This window comes from Streptomyces sp. 4N124, assembly GCF_052245395.1.
Taxonomy (GTDB): domain Bacteria; phylum Actinomycetota; class Actinomycetes; order Streptomycetales; family Streptomycetaceae; genus Streptomyces.
Map to the genome: position 1 here is coordinate 105,219 of NZ_JBQQBS010000025.1, position 26,599 is coordinate 131,817.

A 26,599-nucleotide genomic window follows, 5' to 3' on the forward strand; every position below is an offset into this window, starting at 1 on the left:
TATATCTGCCCCGGCGGACATGCTGAGGAGAGCCCGGCGTGTGGACCTCTCCGTGGGCCCGGCAGCGCGGGGAAGCCCGTGCCGTCGCCGACGGTGACCAGTTGCGGTGGCCGACGGTGACCAGCAAGGAAGCGGCGATCCTGACCGCGACTCCCGGATTCGAGACACCCGATGCGGAAGAACTGTCAAGCAGGAGCGCGTCCGGTGGTTCCGCGCGGGGAGTGCCGCAGCCGGGTTCAACTGCTCCGGTGGGCCCGGTCGTTGACCCGACGTACCTGCCAGGCGGGGAGGCCGGCACGTCAGACGATGCTGGGCAGGCCGGTGATCCGGCTCAGGTCGTGGAGTGCCTGGGCGTTGTCCCGGAAGTGCACGGCCTGCCAGCGCTGGTCCCGGGCGGCCTCGCAGTTCTCGGCGAGGTCGTCGACGAGGACGCAGTCGCCGGCTTCGATGCCGGCCGTCTTCGCCGCCAGCTCGAAGATCCTCGGGTCCGGCTTGCGGACGCCCACTTTGCGGGAGTCGATGAGGCAGTCCGCCTCCCCGGCCGGCGCAACGCTGGGCAGCCAATATGGTCATCGACCGCCCAGGCATCCGGGCCGATCAGCGGCACCATCCGCTCCGCAATCCGCCGCCGCACCGGCACCGGATCCCACGTCGACTGGTTCACGAACTGCTGCAGGTTCTGCTCGTTGCCGTCCGGCAGGCGCTCCGCCACCGGCTGGATCGACTCCCGCCGCCCGTCCAGCATCAGCCCCCGCAGATAGCAGTCACCCTTCGCCCGCTGATCCCTGCGCGGCACCGACGCGAAGACGTCCGCGACGAATAACGCCAACTTCGCCCGAGCACGGTTCACTTCATGTCCATCCGCACCCCCAACATGCCCCCAAACAGGACCACGAGACAGACCTAACGGAGCCCTACTAGTCAGCGTCAAGGCACATCTGCCGCGTCACGCACTGGTCCGACGTTGCTGTGTCGGCTCGCACCACCACGCCTTCATCGCAGGCTTCGGTGACGGTGTGTCCGAGCTGGACCAGCAGCCCTGTTACTGCAGCCTGCACGAGCACTCTCATACTGTCGCCGCTCCCGGCGCGTCTGGCTTGGTCACGGGCCAGCGAGGTGAACCTGTCCGAGCCCGTCGAGCGGACCAAAGCGCCTTCGGGCACCTCGGTCACACGCACCCCTGGGACACCGGTGTCCCCGCGTCGCCCGACACCTGGAAGCCGGCCTGGACCAGGGCAGAACTCACCTGCGAGACGAGCTCAGCAGGCACGTGCAGCACCAAAGCCGCCTGCCCGCAAGAACGCAGATCATGCCAACGACTCCTGACCCCGGCCGCCGCACCGTCGGCGGCCCTGGCGCGGCGACCTCTCCCGGCGGGCGACACCAGCGAGTGCGCCCCGATCCCCTCGCTCGCTGCCCGGGACCTGACCCACCCACCACCCACCTTCCTTTTCCTTGTTCTTCCTGCTGTGGGCGGGGTCCGGGGGCGTAGAGGGGATGTCAGCGGCCCAACCACGCCCGTACGGTGGGGGTGACCTGCACGGATGCGGCGGCGTCGGCGAGGCTCGCGCCGCCGGGCCACCGCGTCAGCTCGGTGGACAGGGCAACGCCGTCGTCGACTTCTTCGGTCCGCCAGCCGTGGATGTCCAGCAGCAGGCCGTCCAGCGGTCCGCCGACCACTTCGGCATACGTCAGGTGCGGGAGCGGGCCGGGGTTGGGGTCGTCGTGGTCGTGGCCGTACACCCGGCCACGCAGCAGCCGCTCGTCTCCGTTCATCCGACCAGCGTTCCAGCCGCCACCGACAACGAGGGTGCGGGCGGCGGGCCCGGCCCGAGCCTCTTCATCCAGGCCGAGCCGGGCTCGCCGTGCTCACCACGCCTTCGGCAACGCATCCAGAGAGTAGCGGTCCTCCCCCACCCCGCAGCCGGCCACGCGCCACACCGGCTCATCGGGGCCGTGCCTGGTCAGCTGCCTCAGCGTCGTAGTCGCCACGATGATCCGGTAGTTCACGCCGTGGACATGCTGGGCGCGCTGGTGGAATGCCGCTTCCCTGGTGGCCGGGGCCGCGCGGCGCGGGGCCGGGGCGAAGACGAACAGCACCGGCGGGAAGGGCCGGTCCAGGGACGGCCCGGCGTAGGTCTCCTGCCAGTGGCTGCGCGGGGCCCGGGCGGCCTTGCCGCGTCCGGACGGCGGTGCGTTGCGGTAGGCGTCGTAGCGCTCCAGCTTGGCGACCAGGCGGGCGTAGGACATCGTGCGGCCGATCTCCACGAACACACTGGAGCCGTCGGCCAGGAGCACCACACCGTCGGACACCAGGTTCCCGGCTGGAGTGGCGTGGGCGACTTCCACCTGCCAGTCGGCGCAATCGGCCACCTTCGCCTGGTGGAAGGCGACGACGGTGTCGACCAGTGCGAGGCCGTGTTCCCGAAGACCCGTCTTGCTGGCAGCGATGCGCTTCCCGGTGGTCCGGCCGGCCCTTGGCGCGAGCTCACCGGAGGCGGCGGCTTCGGCGAGGCCCGCCGGGGTGCAGTACCAGTAGCTCTGCTGGGCGCGGTGGGTCCGGCCGACCAGGGCTGGCGATTCGGCGAGCAGGTTGCGCAGCGCGCGACGGACGTGGTGGGTGTCCTGCTGGGGCGGCAGCAGTAGCGCCTTGAGCCGGCGGGGCGTGGCCAGGCGCAGCTGGGCGAGGGTGAGCAGGACCTCGCTGCGGATGTCCGCGCCGGCCTTCGTCGCCGCCGCGTTGCGGGCCCGGGGCGCTTCTCCAGGCACATCAGTGCTGGGAGAAGAGGGCCGCGGACGTCTCACCGTGGCTGCGGTCGGACGCCAACACCTGCCCTGACCGGTCCCTCTGCCACACCTTCGGTCGAGGTGAGGGCAAGCACCAAATGATCCCGGGCTGGCCGTACTCGATCGTCGCCGCGCTGGAGACCCGTCGGACGTCGTGGATGGCGGTGCTGGACGCTGTCCGCCTGGAGCCAGGCGCGGACGTTGCCGCGGTGACCACGGTCCCGATCCGCGAGCTGGTCGAGCGGCTCATCGCCGCCGAGCAGTGGAAGCCGGGCGATCCGGAGGTTCTGGTCGTGCTGGACGCCGGATACGGCAGCTAAGCCAAATGAAACAGACAACCGAGAACCAAACGCTCACTCACGTCCGCAGGAACATCAGCACGGCCAGCACCCGGCGGGACTCGCTGCCCGTGGCCGGGAGGCCGAGCTTGCCGAAGATGCTGGAGACGTACTTCTCCACCGCGCGCAGGGTGATCACCAGCCGGTCGGCGATGCCCTGGTTGGAGTTGCCGGCGGCCATCAGCTCCAGCACCTCGCGCTCCCGCGGCGTCAGCCGGTCGAGCGGGTCGTCGCTGCGCCGCCGCGACAGGAGGATGGAGACGATGGTCGGGTCGATGACGGAACCGCCGGCGGCGACCCTGCGGACGGCGGCCAGGAAGTCGGGCACATCACTGATGCGGTCCTTGAGCAGATAGCCGACGCCCTCCGCCGAGTCGGCCAGCAGTTTCATCGCCAGGCCGGGCTCGACGTACTGGGACAGCACGAGCACCCCGACCCCGGGATGGGCCGCGCGGATCTCCACCGCCGCCCGCAGACCCTCGTCACTGTGGGTGGGCGGCAGCCGGATGTCGACGACGACCACGTCCGGCAGCCGGGTCCGCAGCAGAGCGAGCAGTTCCTCGGCGTCCCCACAGCGCCCCAGCACCTCGAATCCGGCGTCGCCCAGCAGCCGCGCCAGACCTCCCGGAGCAGGACGCTGTCCTCGGCGATGGCTACCCGCACGGCAACTCCGCTTCCACTCGGGTGCCGGTGCCGCGCGACGTCCACACGCGCAGCCTGCCGCCGAGCGCCTCGACCCGGTCGGCCAGCCCCCGCAGTCCGCTGCCGCCTTCGGTGTCGGCGCCCCCGCGGCCGTCGTCGAGGACCTCCACCACGAGCCGGCCGTCGGCCTGGGCCACGCTCACCGTGGCCGTGGTCGCCCGGGCGTGCTTTCCGATGTTGGCCAGGCTCTCGCAGACCACGTAGTAGGCCGCGACCTCGACGGCCTCGGCGAGTCTTCCGTCGAGCCGTACCGTCAGCCGGACCGGCACCGGCGCCCGCGCGGCCAGCGACTCCAGGGCGACGGCGAGCCCGTGCGCGCTCAGCACGGCCGGGTGCAGCCCGCGCGCCACGTCCCGCAGCTCCGCCAGCGAGGTGGCGATCTCACCCCTGGCCTGGGACAGCTGGGCTCGGGCGGCCGGGGCCCCGCCGAGACTCGCCTCCAGCATGGCCAGGTCGAGGGAGAGCGCGATGAGCCGCTGCTGGGCCCCGTCGTGCAGATCGCGCTCCAGCCGCTGGCGCTCCTTCTGGCCCGCCTCGATGACCCGGGCCCGGGAACCGCGCAACTCGTCGACGTGGGCGCGCAGTTCGGCCTGCAGCCGGCCGGTCTCCAACGCGATGGCCGCGGCGGCGCCGACGGCGTCCAGGAGCTCGCGTTCGTCGTTCAGCGCCGCGTCGTGGACGAGGGCCGCAACCGGCGCGCCGTCCCGCTCGATGAGGGTGGTCGCCCGGCCCGGACCGGCTGGCAGATCGAGCGGTTTGCCGTCCTGGTCGGCCCAACTGGCGAACTCCGGCAGCCAGTAGATCAACATCAGTGACGGGTCGCCCAGCGCCCGGGCCAACGGGGCCCGCAGATCGGCCGGTTCGGCCCGCAGTTCCATCACGAGGCCCGCGACGGCGGTACGGGCCAGCCGGGCGCCCAGCAGGCCGGCGAGGAAGGCGACCGGGGCGAGACCGATCACCGCGAGGCTCACCCGCTGGATCAGCGGGAACGGCGGCCCGCCGAACACGCCCACCAGCAGCAGGACGGCGATCATCACCAGGCCGAGCCCGAAGGAGTCGATCAGCAGCCCCAGCGACCGGCGCAGCGGCCGTCCGTCGGCCCGCCGACGGGCCGCGAGCAGGGCGACCCCGGCGAGCGAGAGGACGCTGATCGCGATGAGCTCACCGTCGTACAGCACCCTGGCCGCACCCGGCGCGTCGACCAGCCGCAGCGGGTGGTCCGGGCCGAAGCCGCCCAGCATCATCACCATCGGCTGAGCACCGGCCGCGGCGACGTAACCCAGGCCGACGAGCAGCCGCGTCGGCCGTCCCGTCAGCCGTCCGGCCGGGAACGCCAGGAACAGGTGCAGGATCACCACCATCGGCAGCAGGTCGAACAGTTGACCAACGGTCTGTACGGCGGTGTCGCCCGACCACGTCAGAGCCGAGAGGAAGGTCGCCACCCCCGCGAGCAGCATCAGCGGACCGATGTGGCTGGCCGCCTGGTGCCACCACGCGACGAGTCCGGCCGCGGAGTAGGACACCGCGATCCAGATGATCAGCCCCGCATGGATCGCCGGCGTGCCGCCCGTAACGGCGAGAGCGGTACACCCGGCGGCCGCGGCCGGCACCAGGCCCGCCAAGCCGATCAGGAGCACCGGCCTCCGCGTGCGAACCGGCGGATCCGCCGAGGTCGTTGGCATCACTCCCCCTTCCCGATCATTGCCGTCGGCCGTGACCGGGGCGCGACCGTCCACAAGGGGCCCGCGTACGACCGGACATGAAGGGAGGCGTCGCTCGCACGCTACTCCCGGCACCGGACCGGCGCCAGGGTGGCCCGGTGCCGGCACGGGTCGCCGGTCCCCCCTGCGGACACACCAGAAACCCGCCCCCCGAACCGCCAGTGGCCCGCCTTACCCGCCGCACCGCTCGCTGCCAGCGTGAGGGACACCCCCGAACCCACCGAGGAGCCGTGATGAAGACCCGGGTCATCCAAGAGGAACCGGAGGAGCCTCGCCGGGGCACACTCGACGCATCCGCCTCGAAGGACCCGGGTACGCCGCGACTCCGCGCCCCGAGGGGGAAGCTCATGGCTCGTCCCGCCGCATGGGTCCAGGCCCATCCACTGGCCGCGTTCTTCGTGCTGGCCTACGCCCTGAGCTGGGCCGCCGTACCGTTCGGCAGCTTCTTCGCCCCCGGCGCCCTGATCGCCGCCCTGATCGTGGTGTCCGTCGCCGAAGGGACCGCGGGGCTGAGGGAGTTGGGCTCCCGGCTGATCCGCTGGCGGGTGCACTGGATCTGGTACGTGATCGCGATCGCCGTACCGCTGGCGGTCCACTTCGCCACCATGGGCGCGAACATGGCGCTCGGCGCACCCGCCCCCTCGACCGACGACTTCACCCCCGTCTACGGCATCGCGCTCGCCATCGGGATGAACATGGTCAACCCCCTCGGCGGCCCGTTCAGCGAGGAGCCCAGCTTCCGCGGCTTCGCCCAGCCGCGCCTCCAGGCCCGCCGCAGCCCGCTGGCCGCCACCGCGATCCTGGCGGTGCTGATCACCGGCTGGCACGCGCCGCTGTTCTTCGTCTCGTCCTTCGGCCTGGAGCCGTACGAGGCGCTGACCACCGTGGCCCTCACCTTCTGGTACGGCTGGCTGTTCAACCAGGCAGGCGGCAGCACCCTGTTGACCCTCCTGGCCCATGCCACCGAAGGCACCATCAACACCGAGGACCTCTGGCCGTCCGGCGCGGACGCGACCCGCGAGACCTGGCTCTACGTCCTCATCTGGTCCGCGGTCGCCCTCGGCCTGGTCCTCGGCCACCGGCGCTTCTGGACCGCCAAGGCCCCGCCCGGCGCCGCCGAGCCGTCCGCGCGCCCCGCCCCCACACTCGCCACCGAAACCTGAGAGGCACCCCATGTCCCGACTGCTCTACCGGATCGGACACTTCGCCGGCCGGCACCCATGGCGCGTCATCATGACGTGGCTCGTGATCGCGGCCGCCGCCTTCCTGCTCAACCAGTCCTACGGCGGCACCGCCGACGACAACTTCAAGCTGCCCGGCGTCGAGTCGGCGAAGGCGGCCGAGGCGCTCGAGGACAAGTTCCCGCAGGAGACCATCTCCACCGCCAACATCGTCTTCCACTCCGACGCGGGGCTGACCCGGCCGGAGGTCAAGGCCGCGATCGCCGAGGCGCGTACCGAACTCGCCGCGATTCCGCACGTCGTCGAGGTGTCCGATCCGTACGACGCACGGGGCCCGACGCTGAGTCCCGACCGCCGGACCGGCTTCACGACCCTGGCCTTCGACACCGAGAAGAAGGTCACCGCTGCCCAGTTCGACGCCGCGGAACGAGCCACTGAAGCCGTCCGCGACGCCGGAGTGCAGGTCGAGTACGACGGTGGGCTCGGCTACGCCAAGGGTGAGGAGGGCGGGGCCAACAGCGAGTTGCTCGGCATCGCGCTCGCCGTCGTGATCCTCGCGGTGGCGTTCGGTTCCCTCGTCGCGATGAGCCTGCCGGTCGTGACCGCGCTGGTGGGCATCCTCATCGGCTTCAGCGCCATCGGCGTCATGTCCGGGGCCATGGCCGTTCCCAAGATCGCCACGATCGTCGCGATGATGCTCGGCCTCGGGATCGGCATCGACTACGCACTGTTCATCCTGACCCGGCACCGCCAGAACCTGGCCCACGGCATGCCCGTGCCCGAGGCGGTGGGCCGCGCGAACTCCACGGCCGGCCTCTCGGTCCTGTTCGCCGGCGTCACCGTCATCGTGGCGATCACCGGCCTGCAACTGGCGGGCATCCGGATGCTCACCGTGATCGGCTGGGCCTCGGCGGTGATGGTCACCGTGACCATGCTCGCCGCACTCACCCTGCTGCCCGCGATGCTCGGGCTCGCCGGCCGACGGGTCAACAACCTGCGGATTCCCTTCGTGAAGCCCAAGCCGGCGTACAACCCGAAGTCCAAGTCCAGCCGCTGGTCGGCCAAGGTGGTCGCACAGCCCGTCCGCTACGGCGCCGCAGCCGTCGTTCTGCTCGGTGTGCTCGCCGTGCCGGTCTTCTCCATGCATCTCGGCATCCCCGACGCGGGCAACGACCCCGCGGCCAGCACCACACGCAAGTCGTACGACCTCGTCGCCGAGGGCTTCGGACCGGGCGTCAACGGTCCCCTCCAAGTGGTGATCGAGATGAACGGGACCGCCCCGTCCGCGATCGACGGCGTGGGCACGGCCCTCGAGGACGAGCCCGGAATCGCCACCGTGAGCGCCGTGGCGCTGAGCCCCAAGGGCGATCTGGCGGCGTTCGCCGTCACCCCGACCACCGCGCCGCAGAACGCGAAGACCGGCGAGCTCGTCGAGCGCCTGCGCCAGGACCTGCTGCCCGACGCGTTGCGCGGAACCGAGGCGAAGCCGATGGTCACCGGCGCGACCGCCCTGGATGTCGACCTCTCGGATCAGCTCCAGCAGCGCATGCTGTGGTTCCTCGGCGCCGTGATCGGACTGTCCTTCGTCATCCTGATGATCGTGTTCCGGTCGATCCTGGTGCCGCTGAAGGCCGCGATCCTCAACGTCCTCAGCATCGGTGCCGCGTACGGAGTGGTCGTCGCGATCTTCCAGTGGGGCTGGGGAGCCGGTCTCATCGGCCTCGACGGCAGCGTTCCGATCATGTCGCTGGCCCCCATGCTCATGTTCGCGGTTCTCTTCGGACTGTCCATGGACTACGAGGTGTTCCTGCTCAGCCGGGTGCGTGAGCAGTTCCAGCGCCACGGCGACGCCAAAGCGGCAGTCGTCGAGGGCGTCGGCTCCACGGCTCGGGTGATCACGAGCGCGGCACTGATCATGACCGGTGTGTTCGGCGCGTTCGTGCTGGACCCCGACGGCACGGCCAAGCTGTTCGGCGTCGGCCTCACCGTGGCCGTCATCCTGGATGTGACGCTGGTACGGATGGTCCTCGTCCCCGCCGCGATGAGCCTGCTCGGCAAGCATGCCTGGTGGCTGCCGGGATGGCTGGACCGGATCCTGCCGGACATCCACCTCGAAGGCGACGACGCCGACGACCTCCTCCTGCCCACGCCCACAGCGCCTCCGGATCTGGCGGCCACGGCGCCCGGCGCACGGTAGTCACTGCTCGAAGCCACCCCTCCACCAGGGCCTGTCCGGCATGATCCGCCGGACAGGCCCTGGTAGGGCTCCGTTAGGTCTGTCTCGTGGTCCTGTTTGGGGGCATGTTGGGGGTACGGATGCACATGAAGTGAACCGTGCTCGGGCGAAGTTGGCGTTATTCGTCGCGGACGTCTTCGCGTCGGTGCCGCGCAGGGATCAGCGGGCGAAGGGTGACTGCTATCTGCGGGGGCTGATGCTGGACGGGCGGCGGAAGTCGATCCAGCCGATGGCGGAGCGCCTGCCGGACGGCAACGAGCAGAACCTGCAGCAGTTCGTGAACCAGTCGACGTGGGATCCGGTGCCGGTGCGGCGGCGGATTGCGGAGCGGATGGTGCCGCTGATCGGCCCGGATGCCTGGGCGGTCGATGACGTGTCGTTCCCCGAGGACGGGAAGATGTCGGTGGCGGTCGCCCGCCAGTACTGCGGAGCTTTGGGCGAGCGGGCCAATTGCCAGGTCGCGGTGAGCGTGCACGCGGTCTCCGATGCCGCGTCCTGTCCGCTGCAGTGGCGGTTGTTCGTGCCCCAGGAGTGGGCGCACGATGCCGGACGGCGGCAGAAGACCGGGATACCGCCAAAGGTCGGGCACCGGGAGAAGTGGCGCCTGGCCCTGGACACCTTCGACGAGTTGGCCGGGTGGGGTCTGGTGCCGCCGGTGGTGGTGACCGCCGGTGGTGGTGGCCGGCACCGGCTACGGGCAGAACGCCGACTTCCGCGACGGCCTGAGCGAGCGCGGCATCGGCTATGTGGTGGCCATCCGTTCGGACGTGACCGTCCACCCGCACGATGCCGAGCCCCTCGCCCCGGCCTGTTCCGGAAACGGCCGCAAGCCGCAACTGCTCATCACCGGTCCCGGCGCGCTCTCCCCCATGACGTTGCCCGCCTTCCTGCCCAACATGGCCGCCGGCCACCTCGCCCTCGAACTCGGCGTCACCGGCCCCTCCTTGCAGACCTCCACCGCCTGCGCCTCAGGAGCCACTGCCCTCATCACGGCCTGCCTGCTCCTGAAAACCGGTGCCTGCGACATCGCCGTCGCGGGCGGCACCGACGCCATGGTCACCCCCCTGTGCGCCGCCGCCTTCGCCAAAATGGGCGCCCTGTCCCGCCGCGACCACGACCCCGGCCGTGCATCACGCCCGTTCGACAAGGACCGCGACGGCTTCGTCCTCGGCGAGGGCGCCGGAATGCTCGTACTGGAGCGCAGACGCCACGCCGACGCCCGCACCGCCGGCCCGCTCGCCCTCCTGGCAGGTCACGGCAGCACGAGCGACGCATACCACCCCACGGCTCCTCACCCCGAGGGATCCGGGCTGCGGGCTGCGACTCGGACCGCTCTGGCCATGGCGGGCGCCAGTGCCTGCGAGGTGGACCACATCAACGCCCACGGCACCAGCACCCCGCGGGGCGACACCGTGGAAGCCACCGTGATCCGCGACCTCTACCCGCACCGTCGCCCCACGGTCACCTCGGCCAAAGGGGTCCTCGGCCACACCATGGGCGCCGCCGGAGCCATCGAGGCGGCCCTTACGGTCGCGAGTATCACCCATCGAACGGCTCCGCCCACCGCCAATTTCATGACACCGGACGGCACAACCTCCGGCATCGACATCGTCCACCCCGCAAGCCGCCACCAGCCCATTCACCTCGCCCTCAGCCACTCCCTGGGCTTCGGCGGACACAACACCGTGCTCGCCTTCACGGCTGCCTGACTTCTCTTCAGGCCGGACGTCTTCATGGGGAGAGTCCGGCCTGGGAGCAGGCGGGCCGGAGCTTTTGGGTGCAGATCTGCTCGATGGTGTATACGCCGTCCTTGACGAGTGTCTGCTTGATGTTGCCGACCGTTACCGTGCTCGGAGTGAGCAGCACGGACGGGATGTCCTGGGTGGTGGGGCTGTCGATCGTCGTCGTGGTGACTTCGCGGACGTCTTCGCCGCGACCCAGGGCGACGGCCATGGCCGCAGCTGCGGCGGCCTGCGTCGTGAACGGCTTGTACACCGTCATGTATTGCTCGCCCTCGACGATGCGCCGCACAGCCTCGAGGTCGGCGTCCTGGCCGGTGACGGGAGGAAGCTCCCTGACACCGGCGTTCTTGAGAGCCGAGATGACGCCCGCAGCTATGGCGTCGTTGGCAGCCAGGACGCCGCCGATGCGGTCCGGGCCCAGGGCGGCGATGGCAGCGGACATGTTGGCGTGGGCGTTGTCGGTGCTCCAGCCGCGGGTGTCGTACGACCTGCCGATCTTCACCTTGCCTTCGATGACGGACAGCGCACCCCTGCGGTACCACGCCGCGTTGGGGCTGGACGGATCTCCGTTCACCATGACGACGGTCTTCCCGGTCGTCTTCTCGCCCATGGCCTTCAAGAGTGCCTCGCCCTGGAGCCTGCCGACCTGCGCACCGTCGAAACTGACGTAGCCCGAGATCGGGCCTTGGGCGAGCCGGTCATAGGCGACGACGGGGACACCCGCATTGCGCGCCTCCTGGATCGGGGAGCGCAGCGCCTTGTTGTCCACGGCGTCGAGGATCAGGACCTTGACCCCCTTGGTGATCATGGACGTCATCTGTTCCCGCTGCCTCGACACGTCGTTCTCGGCGTTGGCGTACTGCATGGTGCAGCGTGGGCACAGCTGTTTCAGGCGCTGCAAGATCAGCGGCTTGTCCGAGTGCTCCCAGCGGGCCACGGCCCGGCTGGGGAGCAGCAGGCCGACGGCGAAGCTGTCCGCGGTCGCCTCGTCGCCGTCCGAACAGGCCGTCAGGGACATCGTCACGAGTCCTGCGACGAGCGCCGTGACGACGTGCCCGGTACGGGTCCGGGTCCTCATGGCAGACCCCCTCGTTCCGTTCGGGGAGCCGAGTCCGCGGGAGCCGGCTCGCATCGTGGCACGAGGATCTCGCTCCACACCTGCTTGCCGCCGGCCACCGGCACGGAGCCGAAGGACTCCGACATCGCTTCGACCAGCAGCAGGCCTCGGCCGCCGGTCGACTCCCAGTCCACGATCACCGGCTTGGCGGGCGCTCGCGGCGAGGCATCACTCACGGAGACGCGCACCCGGTCCCCGCGCAGTATCAGGTCGAGGCGGACCGACCCCTGAGTGTGCACCAAGGCATTGGTGACCAGTTCGGACACGACCAGCAGCACCGCGTCGGCTGCTTCCTCGACCTGCCACCGGCGCAGGATGCGCGCGGTGAAACGGCGGGCGTGCATAACGGCGTCGGGCAACCGCCACACCACCCAGCCGGCCCGGATCGGCCGGGCCTTCATGCCGTCGTAGCGCAACAGCAACAGCGCCACGTCGTCCTCACGGCGGCCGACGTCGCCGAGCAGTTCGTCGGCCATCCGCCCAGGGTCCGCCGGGTCGGCCGCGGTGAGCGCGGTGCGGGTGCGGTCCATCCCCTCGTCCAGGGGCAGGTCGGCGGCCTCCACCAGGCCGTCGGTGACCAGGGCGAGCACCGCGCCGGGGGCCAGCGCCAACGCGGTCATGGGGAACTCCGCCTCGGCGAGTATGCCCAGCGGGAGCCCTCCTTCGACCTGTACCTCCTCGGTGGTGCCGTCGGGATGGCGTACCAGTGGGGAGAGGTGCCCGGCCCGGACGAACAGGGCGGTGCCCTCCTCCATGTCCAGTTCGACATAGCAACAGGTGGCGAACAGATCGGTTTCCATGCCGACGAGCAGCCTGTTGGCGTGGGAGACGACCACGTCCGGCGGGTGTCCCTCTACCGCGTATGCCCTGACCGCGGTCCGCATCTGGCCCATGATCGTCGCGGCTCCGGCGCTGTGTCCCTGCACGTCACCGATGACCAGCGCCACCCGATCCTCGGAGATGACGATGACGTCGTACCAGTCACCGCCCACCTGGAGCCCGCGCCTGGCGGGCAGATAGCGGGCGACGGCCGTGCCCCCGGGCAGTTCGGGCAGGCGCCGCGGCAGCAGGCTGCGCTGAAGCATCGTCGCGAGTTCCTGCTCAGCGTCGTACGCGTGCGCACGCTCGAGGGCCTGCCCCACCAGCGCTGCGGTTGCGGTCAGAACGGACCGCTCCTCGGTGACGAACTCGTGCGGTTGATTCCAGCCGACCAGGCACACGCCGACAACCCCGCCCTTGGCGGGCAGTGGCATGACGGCCAGGCCTCCGGCACCGATACCTGCGAGCCCCGGTTCGAGGGTTGTGCCGGCGGGCCACAGATCCGTACGCCCGTCCCGTAGAGCCAGTTGAAGGGTGGGCAAGGCCCTGACCGGAGCGTCGGGCCACTCCGAACGCCACTCGGAACGCCAAGTCTCCGGCCAGGCAGCGGGCTGCGGCGGGTCGAGCACGATGACGATCAGCCGGTCCTCCCGCAGCTCGGCGAGCGCCACCCGGTCGGCGGCCAGCGGCTCACGCAGCGCGGTGACCACCACGCGGCCGACGTCCTGGACCGTTGCGGCGTCGTCGAGTGCGGCCGTCAGCCACTGGATCCGGGACACGTCGTCGGCGCTTCGGCGCTGTACCGAGGTCGCCGTCACCACCCCCAGCAACTGCTGCGGCCGGTCATCGGGGCCCGCCGGCACCCGGCACCTCAGGCTCAGCCAGCGCATTTCACCCGTGGGGCAGCGGACACGGAACTCCAGCTCCCGCCGGGCGAACGCAGGGGTGGAAGGTTCCAGGACCGACATCAGCGCGTGCATGTCCTCTGGGAGCGCGTTCGCGAGCAAGGTGTCCGCCTTGCCGTCGAAGTCGTCGGGCGTGATGCCGACCAGTTCGAGCAGCATCTCGTCCGCGTCGATCACGCCAGTGTCCGGCACCAGGACGAACGAGCCGACGCGCAGCGCGCGCAGGGCGCGGATCAGCAGCGAGGGCGATGCGGGTCGGTCTGTCCCGCCCTGGAGCAGGTCGGCGACCGCGTGGGCGTACTGCTCCAGGAAGCGCCTTTGCTCGGCCTCGAATCCGTCTGCGGAGGCCCCCACGACGACGAGACACCCCAGCCGCCCGCCTTCCGCTCCGAGGGACAGTGCACCGAGTGACGTCTGCGCTCGTGGTGGTGTCGGCCCGCCCTCGTAGGAGGCGAGGGCCGCATGGTCCAGCCACAGCGGCCGGTCGGTGCGGAAGGCCTCCGCGGCAGGTGAGCCGCCGGACAGGGGCAGATGCTCCGGCAGGCCGTACTGGGAAACGGCGCATCGGGCCGTCTCCACCAACCGGAGCTCATCTTCCCCGACACCGGGCAGATAGACAGCTGCCAGCGCCACTCCGGCGAACGTCAGGGCCCGCTCCCCCGGGTCGGCCTCTCGCCCCGGAGGCGGTGGACCCGTGTCCGCAGCCCCCGCCTCCGATGCCCGCAGCTGCGATACGCCGGCCCGGGCACGGCCGTCATGAGGCATGTCTGCATCTTCCTCCCGCCCCAGGCCACAGGTGCCGACAGGCTGAGATCGGGGCGCTCAGCTACCAGCGTCTCACATACGGGCAAAGCAGACAGATCGCCACATTTCGGCTTCCGATTGAGGGCGATGCCCGCCGCGTTCGCAGTTCACCGCAGCCGATGTCACACTAACGACATAGCCGTTTTGCCGCTTTTCACACAATATGTTCCAGGCGGATGCTCCGCGTCGGCTTCGTGCTTGTCTGCCGACTGCCGGTCTTCTGCCCGACAGTGCGCGTGGCATGGCGCGTAGGCCGGATGTCGCCATGTTCCATGAGGGAACCACCGGTGCCGGGCCGGCCGAGCCGAGAGCCCCCGGGAGAGCAGGGACCGGTGCACGTCCTTGGCGCCGAGCCGGCCGCCCCGCGCACAGGGAGGTCTCTCACATGAAGGCCTGCGTACGGGGGGCGGTAGTCGCTGTGACCGCGGCCGCCGCGGCCGCTGCTCTCGCGGCCTGCGGGGAGGGCACCGGGAACGACTCCGGCGGGGGGAACCAGACGAAGATCGGTGTGCTGCTGCCGGACTCCACCACGGCTCGTTGGGAGACGAACGACAGGCCGCTGCTCGACGGACAGATCAAGGAGCTGTGCGACGAGTGCACGGTCGAGCACGCCAACGCCAAGGGCGATGTGGCCATCCAGCAGGCGCAGATGGACTCGATGATCGCCGAGGGGGTCGATGCCATTCTGCTCGTGGCCGTGGACGCCAGATCGCTGCGCCCCACGGTCGCCAAGGCGGACGAGGCAGGTATCCCCGTCATCGCCTACGACCGACTCGCCGAGGGGCCGATCTCGGGTTACGCCTCCTTCGACGGCGAGGAGGTCGGCAGGCTCCAGGGCACGGCGCTGCTGAAGGCCTTGGGCGACGGGGCGTCCGGCGACCAGATCGTCATGATGAACGGCGATCCCATCGACCCCAACGCGGTGTCGTTCAAGGAGGGCGCGCTGTCCGTGCTCGAGGGGAGGGTCGAGATCGCCGAAGCGTACGACACCCCCCAGTGGCGAACGGAGGTCGCTCACATGAACATGTCCGGCGCCATCTCCGCCCTCGGCGCCGACAACATCGACGGGGTCTATGCCGCCAACGACGGCCTCGCCGCCGGCAGCATCGCCGCTCTGAAAGCCAACAAGGTCGACCCACTGCCCCCCGTCACCGGGCAGGACGCCGAGCTCGGAGCCGTGCGGCGCATTGTCGCCGACGAGCAGTACATGACCGTCTACAAGCCCTTCGCGCCCGAGGCTTCCGCCGGCGCCGCACTGGTCGTGGCCGCGGCCCGTGGTGAAAGCCTCGACCGGGTCGCCACGGACAAGGTGACGACCAGCAGTGGGGGCACGGTTCCGGCCGTCCTGCTCACCCCTGTGTCCGTGACCATCGACACCATCGAGGACACCGTGGTGAAGGACGGCGTGTACACGATCCAGCAGATCTGCACACCGCAACTCGACGCCGCCTGCACCAAGGCCGGACTCACCTGACAGGCCGGTTCCTGGGCAGGACCGGTCAGGGAAGGAGATGGTCTTCGTGTCGAGTCCCCCCTTGCTGACGCTGCGCGGCGTGTGTAAGCGCTTCGGTGTCGTCGAGGTCCTCACCGACGTCGAGTTGGAGATTCGCGCGGGCCAGGTCGTCGCGTTGCTGGGGGACAACGGGGCCGGCAAGTCCACTCTGGTCAAGGTGATTTCCGGGGTCGCCCCGGCGGACAAAGGCGTCATCGAGTGGGAGGGCCGGACGGTCCACATCAGGCGCCCCCACGATGCCCGGGACCTCGGCATTGCCACCGTTTACCAGGACCTCGCGCTGTGCGGGAATCTCGACGTCGTGGGCAATCTCTTCCTCGGCCAGGAGATCCGCAGGTTCGGGTTCCTCGACGAGGTCGAGATGGAGCATCGCACCAGGCGCCTGTTGGAGCGTCTGACCAGGGGTATCCCCGATCTGCGTGCCCCTGTCGTCTCGCTGTCCAGCGGCCAGCGGCAGACGGTCGCCATCGCCCGCTCACTCCTCGGCGACCCTCGGGTGCTCCTCCTGGATGAACCGACCGCGGCTCTGGGATTCGAGCAGACCGGCGAGGTCCTGGACCTCGTCGACCGGCTGCGTGACCGGGGCCTCGGGGTGCTGCTCATCAGCCACAACATGGGCGATGTCAAGGCTCTCGCGGACCGGGCCGCCGTGCTGCGGCTCGGTCGCAACAACGGCTTCTTCGATGTGACCACCGCGTCTCACGAACAGATCATCGCCTCCATCACCGGCGCGGCGGAGAACGTGCCCCGCCGGATGGCTCACCGGGAGGCAGGGTGGTGAAAGGGATGCACAGCAGGGCAGGCGGCGCCCGGGGCGCAGCGTCCGCGCGCACCGCCGAGGCCCGTCTGGCGCCCCGCGGACCGGCCGTCGCCCAGGCAGTGGAAAGCGGGGTCGCCGTCCTGCGGCACAAGTTGAGCGCCGGCGAGCTGGGCTCGCTCCCGATCGTCCTGGTCCTCGCTGCGGTCTGGATCACCTTCCAGTCCCTCAACGACAGCTTCCTGTCACCCCGGAACCTGTCCAATCTCAGCGTGGACATCGTGGGTACGGGCCTGATCGCGGTCGGCATCGTCTTCGTGCTGCTGCTCGGTGAACTGGACCTGTCGGTCGGCTCGATCAGCGGCCTCGCGGCCGCTGTCTTCGCCGTTCTGAACGTGAACAACGGCGTGCCAGAATGGCTCGCCCTCATCATCGCGGTGCTCGCGGGCACCGCTGCGGGAACCGTCCAGGGCTACTCCGTCGCCAAGACCCGCGTGCCGGCTTTCGTCGTCACCCTCGCGGGACTGCTGACCTGGAACGGCCTCATGCTGTACATCCTCGGGACCAGTGGCACCGTCAACCTCGACGAGAACGGGCTCGTCGCCAAGCTGACGAGCCACTACTTCACCAACGACGCCGCCGCATACGGCCTGGCGGCAGTCGGCACGGTCCTGGTCTTCCTCGTGTCCTACCAGGACCGACGGCGCCGCAGGACCATGGGCATGCCGCACCGCTCGCTCCGGGGAATCATCGTGCGCACGGGCGTCCTCGCGGCCATCGCGTTCACCGCCGCATACCTGCTCAACCGGTTCCAGGGTCTGCCGCTCGCCCTGCTGATCTTCCTCGTGGTGGTGGCCGGCCTCGACATCGTGCTGCGCCGCACGCACTACGGGCGGCAGGTCTACGCCCTCGGCGGCAGCATTGAGGCGTCCCGTCGTGCCAGCCTCAGTGTGACGAGGGTGCAGACCGCGGTGCTCGCCGTCTCCGGCACCATGGCCGCAATCGGCGGCCTGTTCCTGGCCTCGCGCATCACCTCGGTGAGTCAGGGGGCGGGCTCGGGCCTCCTGCTCCTCAATGCCATCGCGGCGGCCGTCATCGGCGGCACCAGCCTGTTCGGAGGACGCGGTACGACTTGGTCCGCGGTGCTCGGGATGCTGGTCATCCAGTCGATCGCCTCAGGCATGGTGATCACGGACATCCCCACTGCAGTCCAGTTCATGATCACAGGCGGGGTACTCTTCGCCGCCGTGGTCATCGACGCACTGGCGCGACGCTCGCAGGAAGCGCATGGGCGGGCATGACTGGTCACGCACCGGGCTTCGGGCTACCGGAAGAAGCTCTCCTGCCTACCGGAACGCCGCCACCCTGGCACCGGGGCCGCAGGCCCATCCTGGCGTCGAGGTCATCTGCGGCGACCGCTCCGGCGCCCACGCTGATGCGGCCGCCCGCCGCACGTCAGACCCCCTCCAGGTCACCGACCGCCTCCAGTGCGCCATGCGGCGCCTCCCGGGCTCGGTGGGCAAACTGTTATCCCGCCGTTTACGCCACGCCCCCACAGCGCCCCGGTACCAATGCCCTGCACCACGCTCTTGGCCGTGCGCGCAAGGAATTGCGTGGCTCCGCCCTCGCGTTCTTCATCGGTGGCCACCGCCACATGAGTGCCGACTCCCGCTACGAAGTCCGTCCCCGCGCCAACTGGGAAAAGGCCTCCGCCGCATGCGACAGTTGCAATGCAGACACTCGTGAGCGGCACGAGCAAAGTCGCAGGCAATAGCCATCATGCGGTCGAACCACCGCTCGGCAGCTTGTCCGGGACAGCCTCTTCAACAGCTTCATCACCGCAGAGCGGAACAGCCTCGATTTCCTGATCTGCGACGAAGCACACCGCATCCGCGAAACCTCCGCCAACCGCTACACCCCGGCTTCTCACCGAGAAGACCGCCACGGTCTACCCCGTCGGCCTCCTCATCGCAGACAACTTCCTCTGGTCCGCTCGCGGACAGAGCAGGGTATTCAAGGGCGTAGGCACTCTCCCTGCGGATCGAAGCAGACGAGACCGTGCTCGCGAACCAGCGCAGCGGCGTACTCGGACACTTCCTCAGCCTTGTCATAGGACATGAGCAGGTACACGATCGGCCCTGATGCCCCATCGATGACCGGTGGCGATGCCCATACGACACTGCGATCTACGTCGTCCGGGTACCGCTCCACGAGCGCTTCCACGTAGGCCACGATGCGCGGCGCCGGGGGCACGACGACATCGTCCGACTCCAGGTAGCGCTCGTAGAACTCGTCGTAGGTCGAGCCCGCTTGGTGGTTGTCCAGTGGACGTTCACCGTCCCACACAGCAAGGTCATAGCTCACCAGCGAATCGTCGCAGGCAGCAGTACCGTCGGAGCCAGTCGGGGCCATAGGCCGCAGTCCGGTCGGCGCGTGCTGGGGCGGGGCGGCCCAGTTCCGCCAAGCCCTCGGCCATCATGCGGTGCTCGTGCTCCAGATAGGTCGACCGGGCCTGCGTGCCGGACTCGGCGACGAACCCGTCCACGGCGACCGCGACGTCGGCCCGCTCGGCGGGGTGGCCGGCCTCGGCCCAGGCGGAGCGGTAGGCGTGCCCGTATCGCGCCCAGTGCTCGGGGCTGCCGCCGAGGATGCCGAGGAACATCGGCAGCCCCAACTCGACGGCGCGGTACACCGAGTCCGGGCTGCCGCCAGTGCCCAGCCAGATCTTCAGCGGCTCCTCAGGACGGGGGTAGATGGTGGCGTCCTGCAGCGGACGTCTGCGGTGAGGGCCGTTCCAGGTGACGTTCTCGCCGGCATTGACCGCCATCAGCAGGGCGAGTTTGGAGGCGTAGAGCATGTCGTAGTCGTGCTCGTCGTGGTCGAACAGCGGGAACGTGATCGTCGACGAGCCGCGTCCGGCGACCAGTTCGATGCGTCCGGGAGCGAAGGACGCGGCGGTGGCGAGCTGTTGGAACACCGGAATCGGGTCATCGGTCGACAGGACGGTGACCGCGGTGCTGAGCTTGATCCGGTGGGTGGTGGCAGCGGCGGCGTTGACCACGGAGGTGGGTGAGGACAGTGGCATCGCCCGCATGTGGTGCTCGCCCACTCCGAAGAAATCCAGGCCCACCTCGTCGGCGAGCTTGATGGCCTCCAGCACATCACGCAGGGCCTGGGCGGTGGGGCCGCGGCTGCCATCGGGCAGGCGCGGGGTGTTGCCGAAGGAGTAGACGCCGAGTTCGAAGGTCATGGTGGGGGCCTGGCTTCAGTTGCTGATGGTGGGCATGGCCCGCCGGTAGCGGTCGTCGGTGAGCTGCGAGACGAGGAACGCGGCGATGTCGGCGCGGCTCATGGCGGAGCCGATCTTGTCGTGGCCGAGGAAACCCGAGCGGATGCGGCCGGTGGCGGGCTTGGCGGTGGGGTTGGTGATGCGGGCGAGGGTGTAGTCGAGATCGGAGCCGGTGACGGCCTCGGTCATGCCCTTCAACTCGGCCAGCGCGTTGGGGAACATCAGCCTGGCAGCGACGGGCAGTTCCTTGTGCTTCCAGTGTGGCTTGTCCTTCGGGTCGGCCAGTGAGGGCGTGGCCAGGCCGATGAAGCGGGTCACCTTCTGCGCCTGCATGGCCTGCACGATGGTGCGGGTGCCGTCGGTCACCTGGGTGCCGGTCGTGGACCGTTTCAGGGACGGGCCGAGCGCGCTGATGACCGCGTCGGCGCCGCTGACGGCCTGCTCAACGGCGTCACGGTCGGACAACTGCCCAGTGACGACCGTGAGTTGGGACTGGTTGAGGGCGAGCTTGGCGGGGTTGCGGACCAGGGCGGTGACCTGGTGGCCGCCGTCCAGGAGCTGCTGGACGACCAGGCGGCCGATGGCGCCGGTCGCGCCGAAGACGGTGACACGCATCAGGGGGTCCTCGGGGTGGCGTTGAGACGGTGGGGGGTGGGACGGAGGGGGTCAGAAGCTGTACGGGCCGAAGCGGCCCCAGGCCACCAGCGCGGCCAGGATCAGCAGGACGGCGTTGAAGCCGATCGCGCCGGGTTCCTTGCGCCGAGCGTGGGTGATCGCGGCCAGCACCATCACCACGACCAGGCCGGTCGCGGCCAGCGGGGTCAGCACGGGGGCGATGTCGGTCGCCGCGGGCAGTATCAGGCCGAGGGCGGCGGCCAACTCCACGATCCCGATGAAGCGGACGGTGCCCTGGGCGAAGTCGACCGTCCAGGGCAGCTGCCCGACCAGCTTCTCCTTGGGCTGGGTGGACTTCATCACGCCGGCCATGGCGAACATAGCGGCCAGCACGGCCTGGACTATCCACAAGAAGACGTTCACGTCCGGATTCCTTCGAGGAGGGGAGGGGGTGAGAGGGGACGGATACCCCCTCCCGGGAGCGGGGTGGACCGGCCAGTCAGGCGGTGAAGACGGCTTCGGAACGGTCGCGGTTTTCGTGCAACTCCCAGTACAGGGGGGCGATCTGTTCGGGCGTGGCCGTCGGGAAGCCCTCCGGGCCGCCGTCACCGATCCACACGCTGATCGCCACGTGCGCGGCATGGACACCGCTGTCGGACAGCTCCTTGCCCAGGTTGATCACCCAGTTACGCAGTGCCGCGCTGGCAGCGTTGACGTTGCCGAGCATCGGGACGGGGTCCACCGACCCGCCGCCGGTGGTGAACAGCAGGGTGCCGGCGCCCGCCTCACGCATCGCGGGCAGCACGGCGTGGGTGGCGGCTACGGCGCCGTAGAAGATGTACTCGATCTGTGGCTGCAGATTGTCCACCGTGGATTCCGAGGGAGCGGCCAGGGTGGCGCCGGGCGACGGGTACTGCGGGGCCGGCGAGTATTCCAGTACGTCGATGCTGCCGAAGCGGGCCTTGACGGCATCCAGGGCGGCGGTCAAGGAGGGCCGGTCCAGGACATCGGCGGGGAACGCCTCGGCGGTGATGCCTTCCTGGCCGAGCTGATCGACCAGCGTCTGAAGCTTCTCCTTGGTGCGGGAGATCAGGGCGACGTCGAAGCCGCGGCCGCCGAAGGTGCGGGCGATGGCCAGGCCCATGCCGGGGCCGGCGCCGACGATGGCAATGGTGGGCACGGTGGTTCCTCTTTCCGTTGGGCGTGGATCAGGAGCAGGAGACGGCGATCTTGCCCGGGGTGCCGGCGAAGGCGGCGAACGCCTGCGTGGCCTGCTCCAGCGGGTAGGTGGCGGTGACCGGCACCCGCAGCGCACCGGCGGCGACCTGCTCGGCCAGGGAGGTCAGGATCTTGGCATCGGGGTTGCCCATGATCGTGTGGACGGTGATGTCGTGGTCCTTGACGTCGTCCTGGCCCAGACCGGTGGCGGAGGCGAGCTGTCCGCCCGGCCGCAGCAGAGCGGCCAGCGCCGCACCGTCGCCCGCCAGGTGCAGCACCGCGTCCACGCCGTCCGGGGCGATCGCGCGGACCTGGGCCTGAAGGTCACTGGTGAAGTCGACGACGTGGACCGCGGCGTCGGTCAAGCCGGTGACGAAGTCGGTCTGCGCGCCGGGCCGGGCGGTTCCGATCACCTTCGCGCCACGGGCGGCGGCGAGCTGCACAGCCAGCGAACCCACCCCGCCGGAGGCACCCGAGATCAGCACGGTCTCGCCCTCGGCCAGGGCCACCGCGTCTAGGCTCACCAGGGCGGTCGCCCCGGCGACGCCCAGCGCGCCCGCGTCCCCCGTCGTCACGCCCGCGGGGATGCGGGCGACGCCGTGTCCGGCGGGCACGGTGACGTACTCGGCCAGCGACCCGGCGCCCAGGAACGGCTTCATCACGACACCGAAGACCGCGTCACCGACGGCGAACCCCTCCGCCCCCTCCCCCAGCGCCTCGACGGAGCCGGCGAAGTCCTGGCCGAGGACCAGCGGGAACCGGTGCTCCATGAATGCCTGCGTGTAGCCGGCGGCGGTGGCGAGGTCGATGCCGTTCAGCGAGGCGGCGGCCACCTTGACCAGCAGTTCCCCGGCCTCCGGGCGAGAAGTGTCCACCTCGGCCACGGCCGGAGTCGAAGGAACGGATTCGAGCGTTACAGCGCGCATGACAGAAACCTCTCCATAAGTGGTACGGCCTTCCCGCTTCCACATCGCTCAGCGTACAACAGAAACGGACCACCCGGCCCACTTAGGTAGAGTGGGTGCATGACCTCCGCGCCTTCCGACCAGAGTCCGGACCAGCAGCCCGAAGCAAGACTGCGCGCCGACGCCGAGCGCAACCGCTGCCGCATCCTGGCCGCCGCCCGCCGCCTCTTCGCCACCGAGGGGCTCGGCGTCTCCATGGCCTCGGTCGCCCGCGAGGCAGGCGTCGGCAAAGCCACCCTCGGCCGGCGCTTCGCCACCCGGGAGGAACTCGTCAATGCGGTCTTCGCCGACCGCATGGACGCCTACGTCGGTGTCGTCACCGAGGCCCTCGCCGACCCCGACCCCTGGCACGGCTTCGCCGGCTACCTCCACGCCGTCTGCGCCATGCAGGCCGCCGACCGCGGCTTCGCCGACGTCCTGACCATGACCTTCCCCGCCGCCAAGGCCCTGGAGGCCCGCCGCACCGAGGCGTACAACGGGTTCCTCGAACTCATCGCCCGCGCCAAGAACAGCGGACACCTCCGCGAGGACTTCGTCTCGGAGGACCTCGTCATCCTGCTCATGGCCAACGCCGGCGTCATCGCCGCCACCGGCGACGCCGCCCCCGACGCCTGGCGCCGCCTCGTCGGCCACATGCTCCGCTCCTACGCCACCCCCGGCGCACCGATCCCCGCGCTGCCCGAAGCCCCAGCGCCCACCGCTCTCTACCGCGCCATGGTCCGCCTCGCACGAACGGGCTCGGGCGCCGCCTGAGCGTTCCGCCTGCTGTGTCGATATGCGGCTCCGCCGCGGGGCCACGACAGGCGGTCGGCCGCCTGCGGCGCCGTGAGGGCTGGTCTCGGCCGCGCGGCGGAGCCTCGCCGCCGACGACGGGGCCCGGAGCCTCAGACTCCACTGCCGGTGCCACCAAGAGCGCCCCCCCCATGGGGGCACTCCAGAGTTTCAGGTCAGAGGGCGCTGCTTGTCGGGCCATGGTTGCTCAGGTCCGAGCGGCGCGGTAGGTCCGAGTCTTGCCGAGGGGTACCGCCTGGGCAGGCAGTCCCCCTCCGGAAGGACGGCCTGCCCAAGTTCTGCCGGAGTTCGCTCAGGCCCCGGGGTGCAGCCCGAGCCGGCCCGGCGACGGGTCGCCCTTGACCTCACCGAAGTACAGGGCGAAGGTCTGCTTCCAGCGCTCGACGGCGGCGCGGTCGGCCATGAAGCGGGGGAAGCCGTCGAGGTTGCCGTTCGGGTACTGCCAGATGGGCTTCAGACCCGTCGGCGGGGTGACGTCCATGCGGACCGACCAGCCGTTGGTGGCGGCCTGCTGCTGCCCGGTGGACAGCCGCCAGTTGAGGTAGAGCTTGGCTGCGGTCGGGTACTTGGCCTGCTTCAGGATCGCGGCTCGCTGCCCCCAGGACATGAACGGCGTCGCCTCGTCGGGGAGCACCCACTTGACAGGCCCGGTGGCCAGGGCCGCGCCGGAGCCACCGACGCCGATCGGCTTCTGCCCGCTGGTGACGGCGTCTCGGGGGGTGTAGCTGCCGCGGGCGAACTGCACGTCCTGGGCGGCCAGTCGGGCCAGCCAGTCCCAGCCGTACTTCTCCACGTAGAGCGTGTAGAGGTAGAGGGCGGCGTCGTCGTCGTGCGGGTAAGAGGAAGCTATCTGGCCCTTCCACTTGGCGTCGACGAGGTCCAGTGGGCTGCGCGGTGCGTCCGAACCGACCGCCGCCGGACCGTACATGTAGCTGAAGGCGCTCACCTGGACGGCGACCCAGGCTCCGTGCGGGTCCTTGAAGGGGGCGTAGATCTTGGAGTAGCCGGCGGGCTTGTAGGCCAGCAGGCGGCCCTGCTGCTTCCAGCGCACGAAGTCCTGCACGGTCTGCAGCTGTACGACGTCGGGCACGAGCGTGTCGGTGGCGAACTGGTTGTCCACGCGGACGTCATGGAACTTGCTGTAGTCGACGACGACCGTCAGGTCGATGTCCGGGAAACGGCTCTTGAAGCCGCTCCGGAGACCGTCCGCCTGCGTCGAGACATCTCCGCCCGCGTAGACGACGAGCTTGCCGCCCTCGGCCAGCGCCGCCTGGTAGAGCTCGTCGAGCGTCCTGGTCTCCTCGGCTCCTGCTGGTGAACCAAGGCCGGGGGACGCCGCGGCGGGCGTGGCGGTGGCGGTTAATGTGCCGAGGCCGAGAGCGGCACCCGCTCCGGTGGCGAGCAGGCGCCGTCGACTGGGGAGGTTGGTCATGGGGGTGAAATACCTTTCTGGTTGAGAGGAAGCAGAGCACCGGTTCCAGCGGCGCCCGTGCCCCGACGGGATATGGACGCTGTGCTCGGTCCCGGCGGCAGAAGTCGAGTGGGGGCGGCGCCGAGTGTCTGGGGAAAGGCCTCTACCCCCTGCCAGTTGAGTCGTTCGACGGCTTCGTCGGCCAGATGGGGATCGACGCCGATGGAACGGAATGTCAGTCCGTCATCGCCTCGCGCACCAGCGCTGTGTCAGCGAACTGCTCGAAACGGACGATGAGTCCACCCCGTACGACGAAATGGTGGGCGACACGGACGTCGATCGGCTTGCCGGTGGCCTTGTTGGTCGCGGTGTACCGGGCGAGGACGACGACGTTCTCGCCGTCGACGACATAGGTGTCGTCGTGGGCGGTCCAGCCCTCCCATTCCTTGCCCAGCTGCTCCATCACATGGGAGGTGACCCCTTCAGGAGTGCGGTAGGTGCCGGCCAGGGGGAAACCGGCCATCTCCGTCCACTCCACGTCGGGGGCGAGGGTGGCGCGCAGGGCTTCCAGGTCACCGGACGCGGAGGCGAGGTACTGGCGGCGCACAACATCGGCGGGAGCTGTGGACGTGGCGAACTCGCTCATCGTCAGCCCCACTTCATCTCGCCCTTGGCGACCTTGGCCCCGATCTGGGCGGCGATCAGCATGCCGTTGTCGGGGTAGCGCTTGACGAGCGCGTCGGTCAGCGCGGCACCGTCGGCCGCCTTGCCGAATTCCTCCTCGAAGGCGAGGAGGTAGTCGCGGGTGGCGGTGATGGCGGAGGCGTCGGCCGGGGTGCCGGGCAGGCGGTGGCCGGGGACGACCAACTCCGGCTGGAAGGCGGCCATTTCGTCCAGCAGGTCGATCCAGGTCGCACGGTCGCCCGGGGTGGGGGTGTCGGCCACCCAGACATGCTCCTGCTGGAAGAGCAGGACGCCGCCGAGGATCGCGCGCTGCTCGGCCTGCCACAGGTAGTGGCGGTCGGGCAGTCCGGCCGGACCGCCCTTGAGCTCGAAGCGGTGGCCCTCCAGGAGGAGGTCGCCGGTCAGCGGCTGGAGGTCGACCAGTCGGGTGGGAAGGTTCGGGCCGAGCGCGGCCCAGGCCTTGAGCTTGCCCTCGTAGGAGTGCTGGATGTGCGCGATGACGATTGGGGTGGCGACGAAGACGGCGTCGGGAAAGGCGTCGGCGATCACTTCGGCGCCGAAGTAGAAGTCGGGGTCGCCGTGGGAGACGAAGACGGTGGTCAGCTTCTTGCCGGAGTCGAGGATCTCGGCGGCCAGCCGGTGGCCGTCGGCGCGCGTGAAGCCGGCGTCGACCAGCAGCGCCTCCTGCTCGCCGGTGACGAGGGTGGCGGTCTTGTTCTTGCTGCCGGCCGGGAAGTCGAGGTCGAGGACCTTGAAGGAAAGCGTGCTCATCTATGTCTCCTTTGGGCAAGGGATGGGGTGGGGACGGGGAAGGTCAGTGAGCGGCGAGGCGTTCGTCGGCCTCGTCGGCGGTGGCGTGGCCGTATGCCAGCGGGGTGACGGAGTCGCCGTCGACGACGAGAAGAGTGGGGAACCCGGTGACGCCGAGCTGGGCCGCGCGACGGAAGTCGGTGTGGGCCGCGGTCTGTGCCTCGGGTGCTTCGAAGGCGGCGACGAAGGCATC

22 protein-coding genes and 5 pseudogenes are annotated in these 26,599 nt (G+C 70.0%); 9 read left to right on the forward strand and 18 right to left on the reverse strand.

Annotation, left to right across the window (positions count from 1 at the left end; all coding sequences use genetic code 11):
• Nucleotides 1-299: 299 nt before the first annotated feature.
• The 4 genes and pseudogenes from ACTWQO_RS24945 to ACTWQO_RS24960 form a co-directional block, all read right to left on the reverse strand.
• Nucleotides 300-506 carry an HAD-IA family hydrolase gene (locus tag ACTWQO_RS24945; RefSeq protein ID WP_443239576.1) on the reverse strand — a complete coding sequence of 69 codons (207 nt, stop codon included), beginning with the start codon at nucleotides 504-506 and terminating at the stop codon, nucleotides 300-302.
• Between the two features lie 62 nt (nucleotides 507-568).
• Nucleotides 569-901 (reverse strand): annotated as a pseudogene (locus tag ACTWQO_RS24950) (transposase); the annotation flags it as partial.
• Nucleotides 902-1,500: 599 nt separating this feature from the next.
• The gene (locus ACTWQO_RS24955) at nucleotides 1,501-1,776 is read right to left on the reverse strand and encodes a hypothetical protein (protein ID WP_443239577.1); all 276 of its coding nucleotides are present in this window, start codon (nucleotides 1,774-1,776) and stop codon (nucleotides 1,501-1,503) included.
• A 93-nt stretch (nucleotides 1,777-1,869) separates the two neighbouring features.
• Complete coding sequence (locus ACTWQO_RS24960; protein WP_443239578.1) at nucleotides 1,870-2,769, reverse strand: replication-relaxation family protein; 900 nt, start codon at nucleotides 2,767-2,769, stop codon at nucleotides 1,870-1,872.
• 20 nt (nucleotides 2,770-2,789) lie between these two features.
• On the opposite strand from ACTWQO_RS24960, the pseudogene ACTWQO_RS24965 reads away from it, so the two are divergent.
• Nucleotides 2,790-3,098, forward strand: a pseudogene (locus tag ACTWQO_RS24965) (transposase); the annotation flags it as partial.
• 46 nt (nucleotides 3,099-3,144) lie between these two features.
• Here ACTWQO_RS24965 and ACTWQO_RS24970 read toward each other — a convergent pair.
• Nucleotides 3,145-3,788, reverse strand: a pseudogene (locus ACTWQO_RS24970) (response regulator).
• Complete coding sequence (locus tag ACTWQO_RS24975) at nucleotides 3,779-5,509, reverse strand: sensor histidine kinase (protein ID WP_443239579.1); 1,731 nt, start codon at nucleotides 5,507-5,509, stop codon at nucleotides 3,779-3,781. Before ACTWQO_RS24975 ends, ACTWQO_RS24970 begins: the two are co-directional and overlap by 10 nt.
• A 386-nt stretch (nucleotides 5,510-5,895) precedes the next feature.
• Between ACTWQO_RS24975 and ACTWQO_RS24980 the strand changes: the two genes are divergently transcribed.
• The 4 genes and pseudogenes from ACTWQO_RS24980 (at nucleotide 5,896) to ACTWQO_RS24995 (ending at nucleotide 10,674) form a co-directional block, all read left to right on the forward strand.
• Complete coding sequence (locus ACTWQO_RS24980; protein ID WP_443239580.1) at nucleotides 5,896-6,711, forward strand: CPBP family intramembrane glutamic endopeptidase; 816 nt, start codon at nucleotides 5,896-5,898, stop codon at nucleotides 6,709-6,711.
• Nucleotides 6,712-6,721: 10 nt separating this feature from the next.
• The gene (locus tag ACTWQO_RS24985; RefSeq protein WP_443239581.1) at nucleotides 6,722-8,926 is read left to right on the forward strand and encodes an MMPL family transporter; all 2,205 of its coding nucleotides are present in this window, start codon (nucleotides 6,722-6,724) and stop codon (nucleotides 8,924-8,926) included.
• Nucleotides 8,927-8,966: 40 nt separating this feature from the next.
• Nucleotides 8,967-9,803: pseudogene (locus ACTWQO_RS24990) on the forward strand (IS701 family transposase); the annotation flags it as partial.
• The gene (locus ACTWQO_RS24995; protein ID WP_443239603.1) at nucleotides 9,688-10,674 is read left to right on the forward strand and encodes a beta-ketoacyl synthase N-terminal-like domain-containing protein; all 987 of its coding nucleotides are present in this window, start codon (nucleotides 9,688-9,690) and stop codon (nucleotides 10,672-10,674) included. The pseudogene ACTWQO_RS24990 and the gene ACTWQO_RS24995, both read left to right, overlap by 116 nt.
• Nucleotides 10,675-10,696: 22 nt before the next feature.
• On the opposite strand, the gene ACTWQO_RS25000 is transcribed toward ACTWQO_RS24995, so the two are convergent.
• Together ACTWQO_RS25000 and ACTWQO_RS25005 are read right to left on the reverse strand one after the other, a co-directional pair.
• A complete protein-coding gene (locus tag ACTWQO_RS25000; RefSeq protein ID WP_443239582.1) occupies nucleotides 10,697-11,785 on the reverse strand; it encodes a sugar ABC transporter substrate-binding protein in 1,089 nt (362 codons plus the stop codon).
• A complete protein-coding gene (locus ACTWQO_RS25005) occupies nucleotides 11,782-14,181 on the reverse strand; it encodes a SpoIIE family protein phosphatase (protein WP_443239583.1) in 2,400 nt (799 codons plus the stop codon). Before ACTWQO_RS25005 ends, ACTWQO_RS25000 begins: the two co-directional genes overlap by 4 nt.
• A gap of 556 nt (nucleotides 14,182-14,737) precedes the next feature.
• Here ACTWQO_RS25005 and ACTWQO_RS25010 point away from each other — a divergent pair.
• Genes ACTWQO_RS25010 through ACTWQO_RS25020 form a run of 3 tightly spaced genes read left to right on the forward strand, consistent with a single transcriptional unit; the run spans nucleotide 14,738 to nucleotide 17,923 of the window.
• Nucleotides 14,738-15,826 (forward strand): substrate-binding domain-containing protein, encoded by a 1,089-nt coding sequence (locus tag ACTWQO_RS25010; RefSeq protein ID WP_443239584.1) that lies wholly within the window; start codon nucleotides 14,738-14,740, stop codon nucleotides 15,824-15,826.
• Nucleotides 15,827-15,863: 37 nt separating this feature from the next.
• Complete coding sequence (locus ACTWQO_RS25015; RefSeq protein WP_443239585.1) at nucleotides 15,864-16,646, forward strand: ATP-binding cassette domain-containing protein; 783 nt, start codon at nucleotides 15,864-15,866, stop codon at nucleotides 16,644-16,646.
• A 5-nt stretch (nucleotides 16,647-16,651) separates the two neighbouring features.
• Entirely contained in the window at nucleotides 16,652-17,923 is a 1,272-nt protein-coding gene (locus tag ACTWQO_RS25020) for a sugar ABC transporter permease (protein WP_443239586.1), read from the forward strand.
• A 712-nt stretch (nucleotides 17,924-18,635) separates the two neighbouring features.
• Here the strand turns inward: ACTWQO_RS25020 and ACTWQO_RS25025 are convergent.
• The 6 genes from ACTWQO_RS25025 to ACTWQO_RS25050 form a co-directional block, all read right to left on the reverse strand.
• Nucleotides 18,636-18,986 carry a hypothetical protein gene (locus tag ACTWQO_RS25025; RefSeq protein WP_443239587.1) on the reverse strand — a complete coding sequence of 117 codons (351 nt, stop codon included), beginning with the start codon at nucleotides 18,984-18,986 and terminating at the stop codon, nucleotides 18,636-18,638.
• Nucleotides 18,976-19,872 (reverse strand): LLM class flavin-dependent oxidoreductase, encoded by an 897-nt coding sequence (locus ACTWQO_RS25030; RefSeq protein WP_443239588.1) that lies wholly within the window; start codon nucleotides 19,870-19,872, stop codon nucleotides 18,976-18,978. The genes ACTWQO_RS25025 and ACTWQO_RS25030 overlap by 11 nt, the downstream gene beginning before the upstream one ends.
• 15 nt (nucleotides 19,873-19,887) lie before the next feature.
• Nucleotides 19,888-20,526, reverse strand: a complete 639-nt coding sequence (locus ACTWQO_RS25035) for an NAD(P)-dependent oxidoreductase (protein WP_443239589.1) — start codon at nucleotides 20,524-20,526, stop codon at nucleotides 19,888-19,890.
• A gap of 51 nt (nucleotides 20,527-20,577) precedes the next feature.
• Entirely contained in the window at nucleotides 20,578-20,949 is a 372-nt protein-coding gene (locus ACTWQO_RS25040) for a DoxX family protein (protein WP_443239590.1), read from the reverse strand.
• A gap of 76 nt (nucleotides 20,950-21,025) precedes the next feature.
• Nucleotides 21,026-21,706 carry an SDR family NAD(P)-dependent oxidoreductase gene (locus ACTWQO_RS25045; protein ID WP_443239591.1) on the reverse strand — a complete coding sequence of 227 codons (681 nt, stop codon included), beginning with the start codon at nucleotides 21,704-21,706 and terminating at the stop codon, nucleotides 21,026-21,028.
• A gap of 28 nt (nucleotides 21,707-21,734) precedes the next feature.
• The gene (locus ACTWQO_RS25050) at nucleotides 21,735-22,670 is read right to left on the reverse strand and encodes an NADP-dependent oxidoreductase (protein ID WP_443239592.1); all 936 of its coding nucleotides are present in this window, start codon (nucleotides 22,668-22,670) and stop codon (nucleotides 21,735-21,737) included.
• Between the two features lie 99 nt (nucleotides 22,671-22,769).
• Here ACTWQO_RS25050 and ACTWQO_RS25055 point away from each other — a divergent pair, with 99 nt between their 5' ends.
• The gene (locus ACTWQO_RS25055; protein WP_443239593.1) at nucleotides 22,770-23,462 is read left to right on the forward strand and encodes a TetR/AcrR family transcriptional regulator; all 693 of its coding nucleotides are present in this window, start codon (nucleotides 22,770-22,772) and stop codon (nucleotides 23,460-23,462) included.
• A 331-nt stretch (nucleotides 23,463-23,793) separates the two neighbouring features.
• Here the strand turns inward: ACTWQO_RS25055 and ACTWQO_RS25060 are convergent, their stop codons facing one another.
• The 4 genes and pseudogenes from ACTWQO_RS25060 to ACTWQO_RS25075 all read right to left on the reverse strand — a co-directional run.
• Nucleotides 23,794-24,933: an ABC transporter substrate-binding protein gene (locus ACTWQO_RS25060; protein WP_443239594.1), complete on the reverse strand. Its 1,140-nt coding sequence runs from the start codon at nucleotides 24,931-24,933 to the stop codon at nucleotides 23,794-23,796.
• Between the two features lie 214 nt (nucleotides 24,934-25,147).
• The gene (locus tag ACTWQO_RS25065; RefSeq protein ID WP_443239595.1) at nucleotides 25,148-25,558 is read right to left on the reverse strand and encodes a nuclear transport factor 2 family protein; all 411 of its coding nucleotides are present in this window, start codon (nucleotides 25,556-25,558) and stop codon (nucleotides 25,148-25,150) included.
• A 2-nt stretch (nucleotides 25,559-25,560) separates the two neighbouring features.
• Nucleotides 25,561-26,367, reverse strand: coding sequence for an MBL fold metallo-hydrolase (locus tag ACTWQO_RS25070; protein WP_443239596.1), 807 nt, complete (start codon nucleotides 26,365-26,367; stop codon nucleotides 25,561-25,563).
• A 43-nt stretch (nucleotides 26,368-26,410) separates the two neighbouring features.
• Nucleotides 26,411-26,599, reverse strand: a pseudogene (locus ACTWQO_RS25075) (DsbA family protein); the annotation flags it as partial.

Bases quoted from the DNA above. Each gene is read 5' to 3' on its own strand.
- ACTWQO_RS24955 (WP_443239577.1), bottom strand. From the start codon at position 1,776: ATGAACGGAGACGAGCGGCTGCTGCGTGGCCGGGTGTACGGCCACGAC.
- ACTWQO_RS24975 (WP_443239579.1), bottom strand. From the start codon at position 5,509: ATGCCAACGACCTCGGCGGATCCGCCGGTTCGCACGCGGAGGCCGGTG.
- ACTWQO_RS24980 (WP_443239580.1), top strand. From the start codon at position 5,896: ATGGCTCGTCCCGCCGCATGGGTCCAGGCCCATCCACTGGCCGCGTTC.
- ACTWQO_RS24985 (WP_443239581.1), top strand. From the start codon at position 6,722: ATGTCCCGACTGCTCTACCGGATCGGACACTTCGCCGGCCGGCACCCA.
- ACTWQO_RS25000 (WP_443239582.1), bottom strand. From the start codon at position 11,785: ATGAGGACCCGGACCCGTACCGGGCACGTCGTCACGGCGCTCGTCGCA.
- ACTWQO_RS25010 (WP_443239584.1), top strand. From the start codon at position 14,738: ATGAAGGCCTGCGTACGGGGGGCGGTAGTCGCTGTGACCGCGGCCGCC.
- ACTWQO_RS25015 (WP_443239585.1), top strand. From the start codon at position 15,864: ATGGTCTTCGTGTCGAGTCCCCCCTTGCTGACGCTGCGCGGCGTGTGT.
- ACTWQO_RS25020 (WP_443239586.1), top strand. From the start codon at position 16,652: ATGCACAGCAGGGCAGGCGGCGCCCGGGGCGCAGCGTCCGCGCGCACC.
- ACTWQO_RS25030 (WP_443239588.1), bottom strand. From the start codon at position 19,872: ATGACCTTCGAACTCGGCGTCTACTCCTTCGGCAACACCCCGCGCCTG.
- ACTWQO_RS25035 (WP_443239589.1), bottom strand. From the start codon at position 20,526: ATGCGTGTCACCGTCTTCGGCGCGACCGGCGCCATCGGCCGCCTGGTC.
- ACTWQO_RS25050 (WP_443239592.1), bottom strand. From the start codon at position 22,670: ATGCGCGCTGTAACGCTCGAATCCGTTCCTTCGACTCCGGCCGTGGCC.
- ACTWQO_RS25055 (WP_443239593.1), top strand. From the start codon at position 22,770: ATGACCTCCGCGCCTTCCGACCAGAGTCCGGACCAGCAGCCCGAAGCA.
- ACTWQO_RS25060 (WP_443239594.1), bottom strand. From the start codon at position 24,933: ATGACCAACCTCCCCAGTCGACGGCGCCTGCTCGCCACCGGAGCGGGT.
- ACTWQO_RS25065 (WP_443239595.1), bottom strand. From the start codon at position 25,558: ATGAGCGAGTTCGCCACGTCCACAGCTCCCGCCGATGTTGTGCGCCGC.
- ACTWQO_RS25070 (WP_443239596.1), bottom strand. From the start codon at position 26,367: ATGAGCACGCTTTCCTTCAAGGTCCTCGACCTCGACTTCCCGGCCGGC.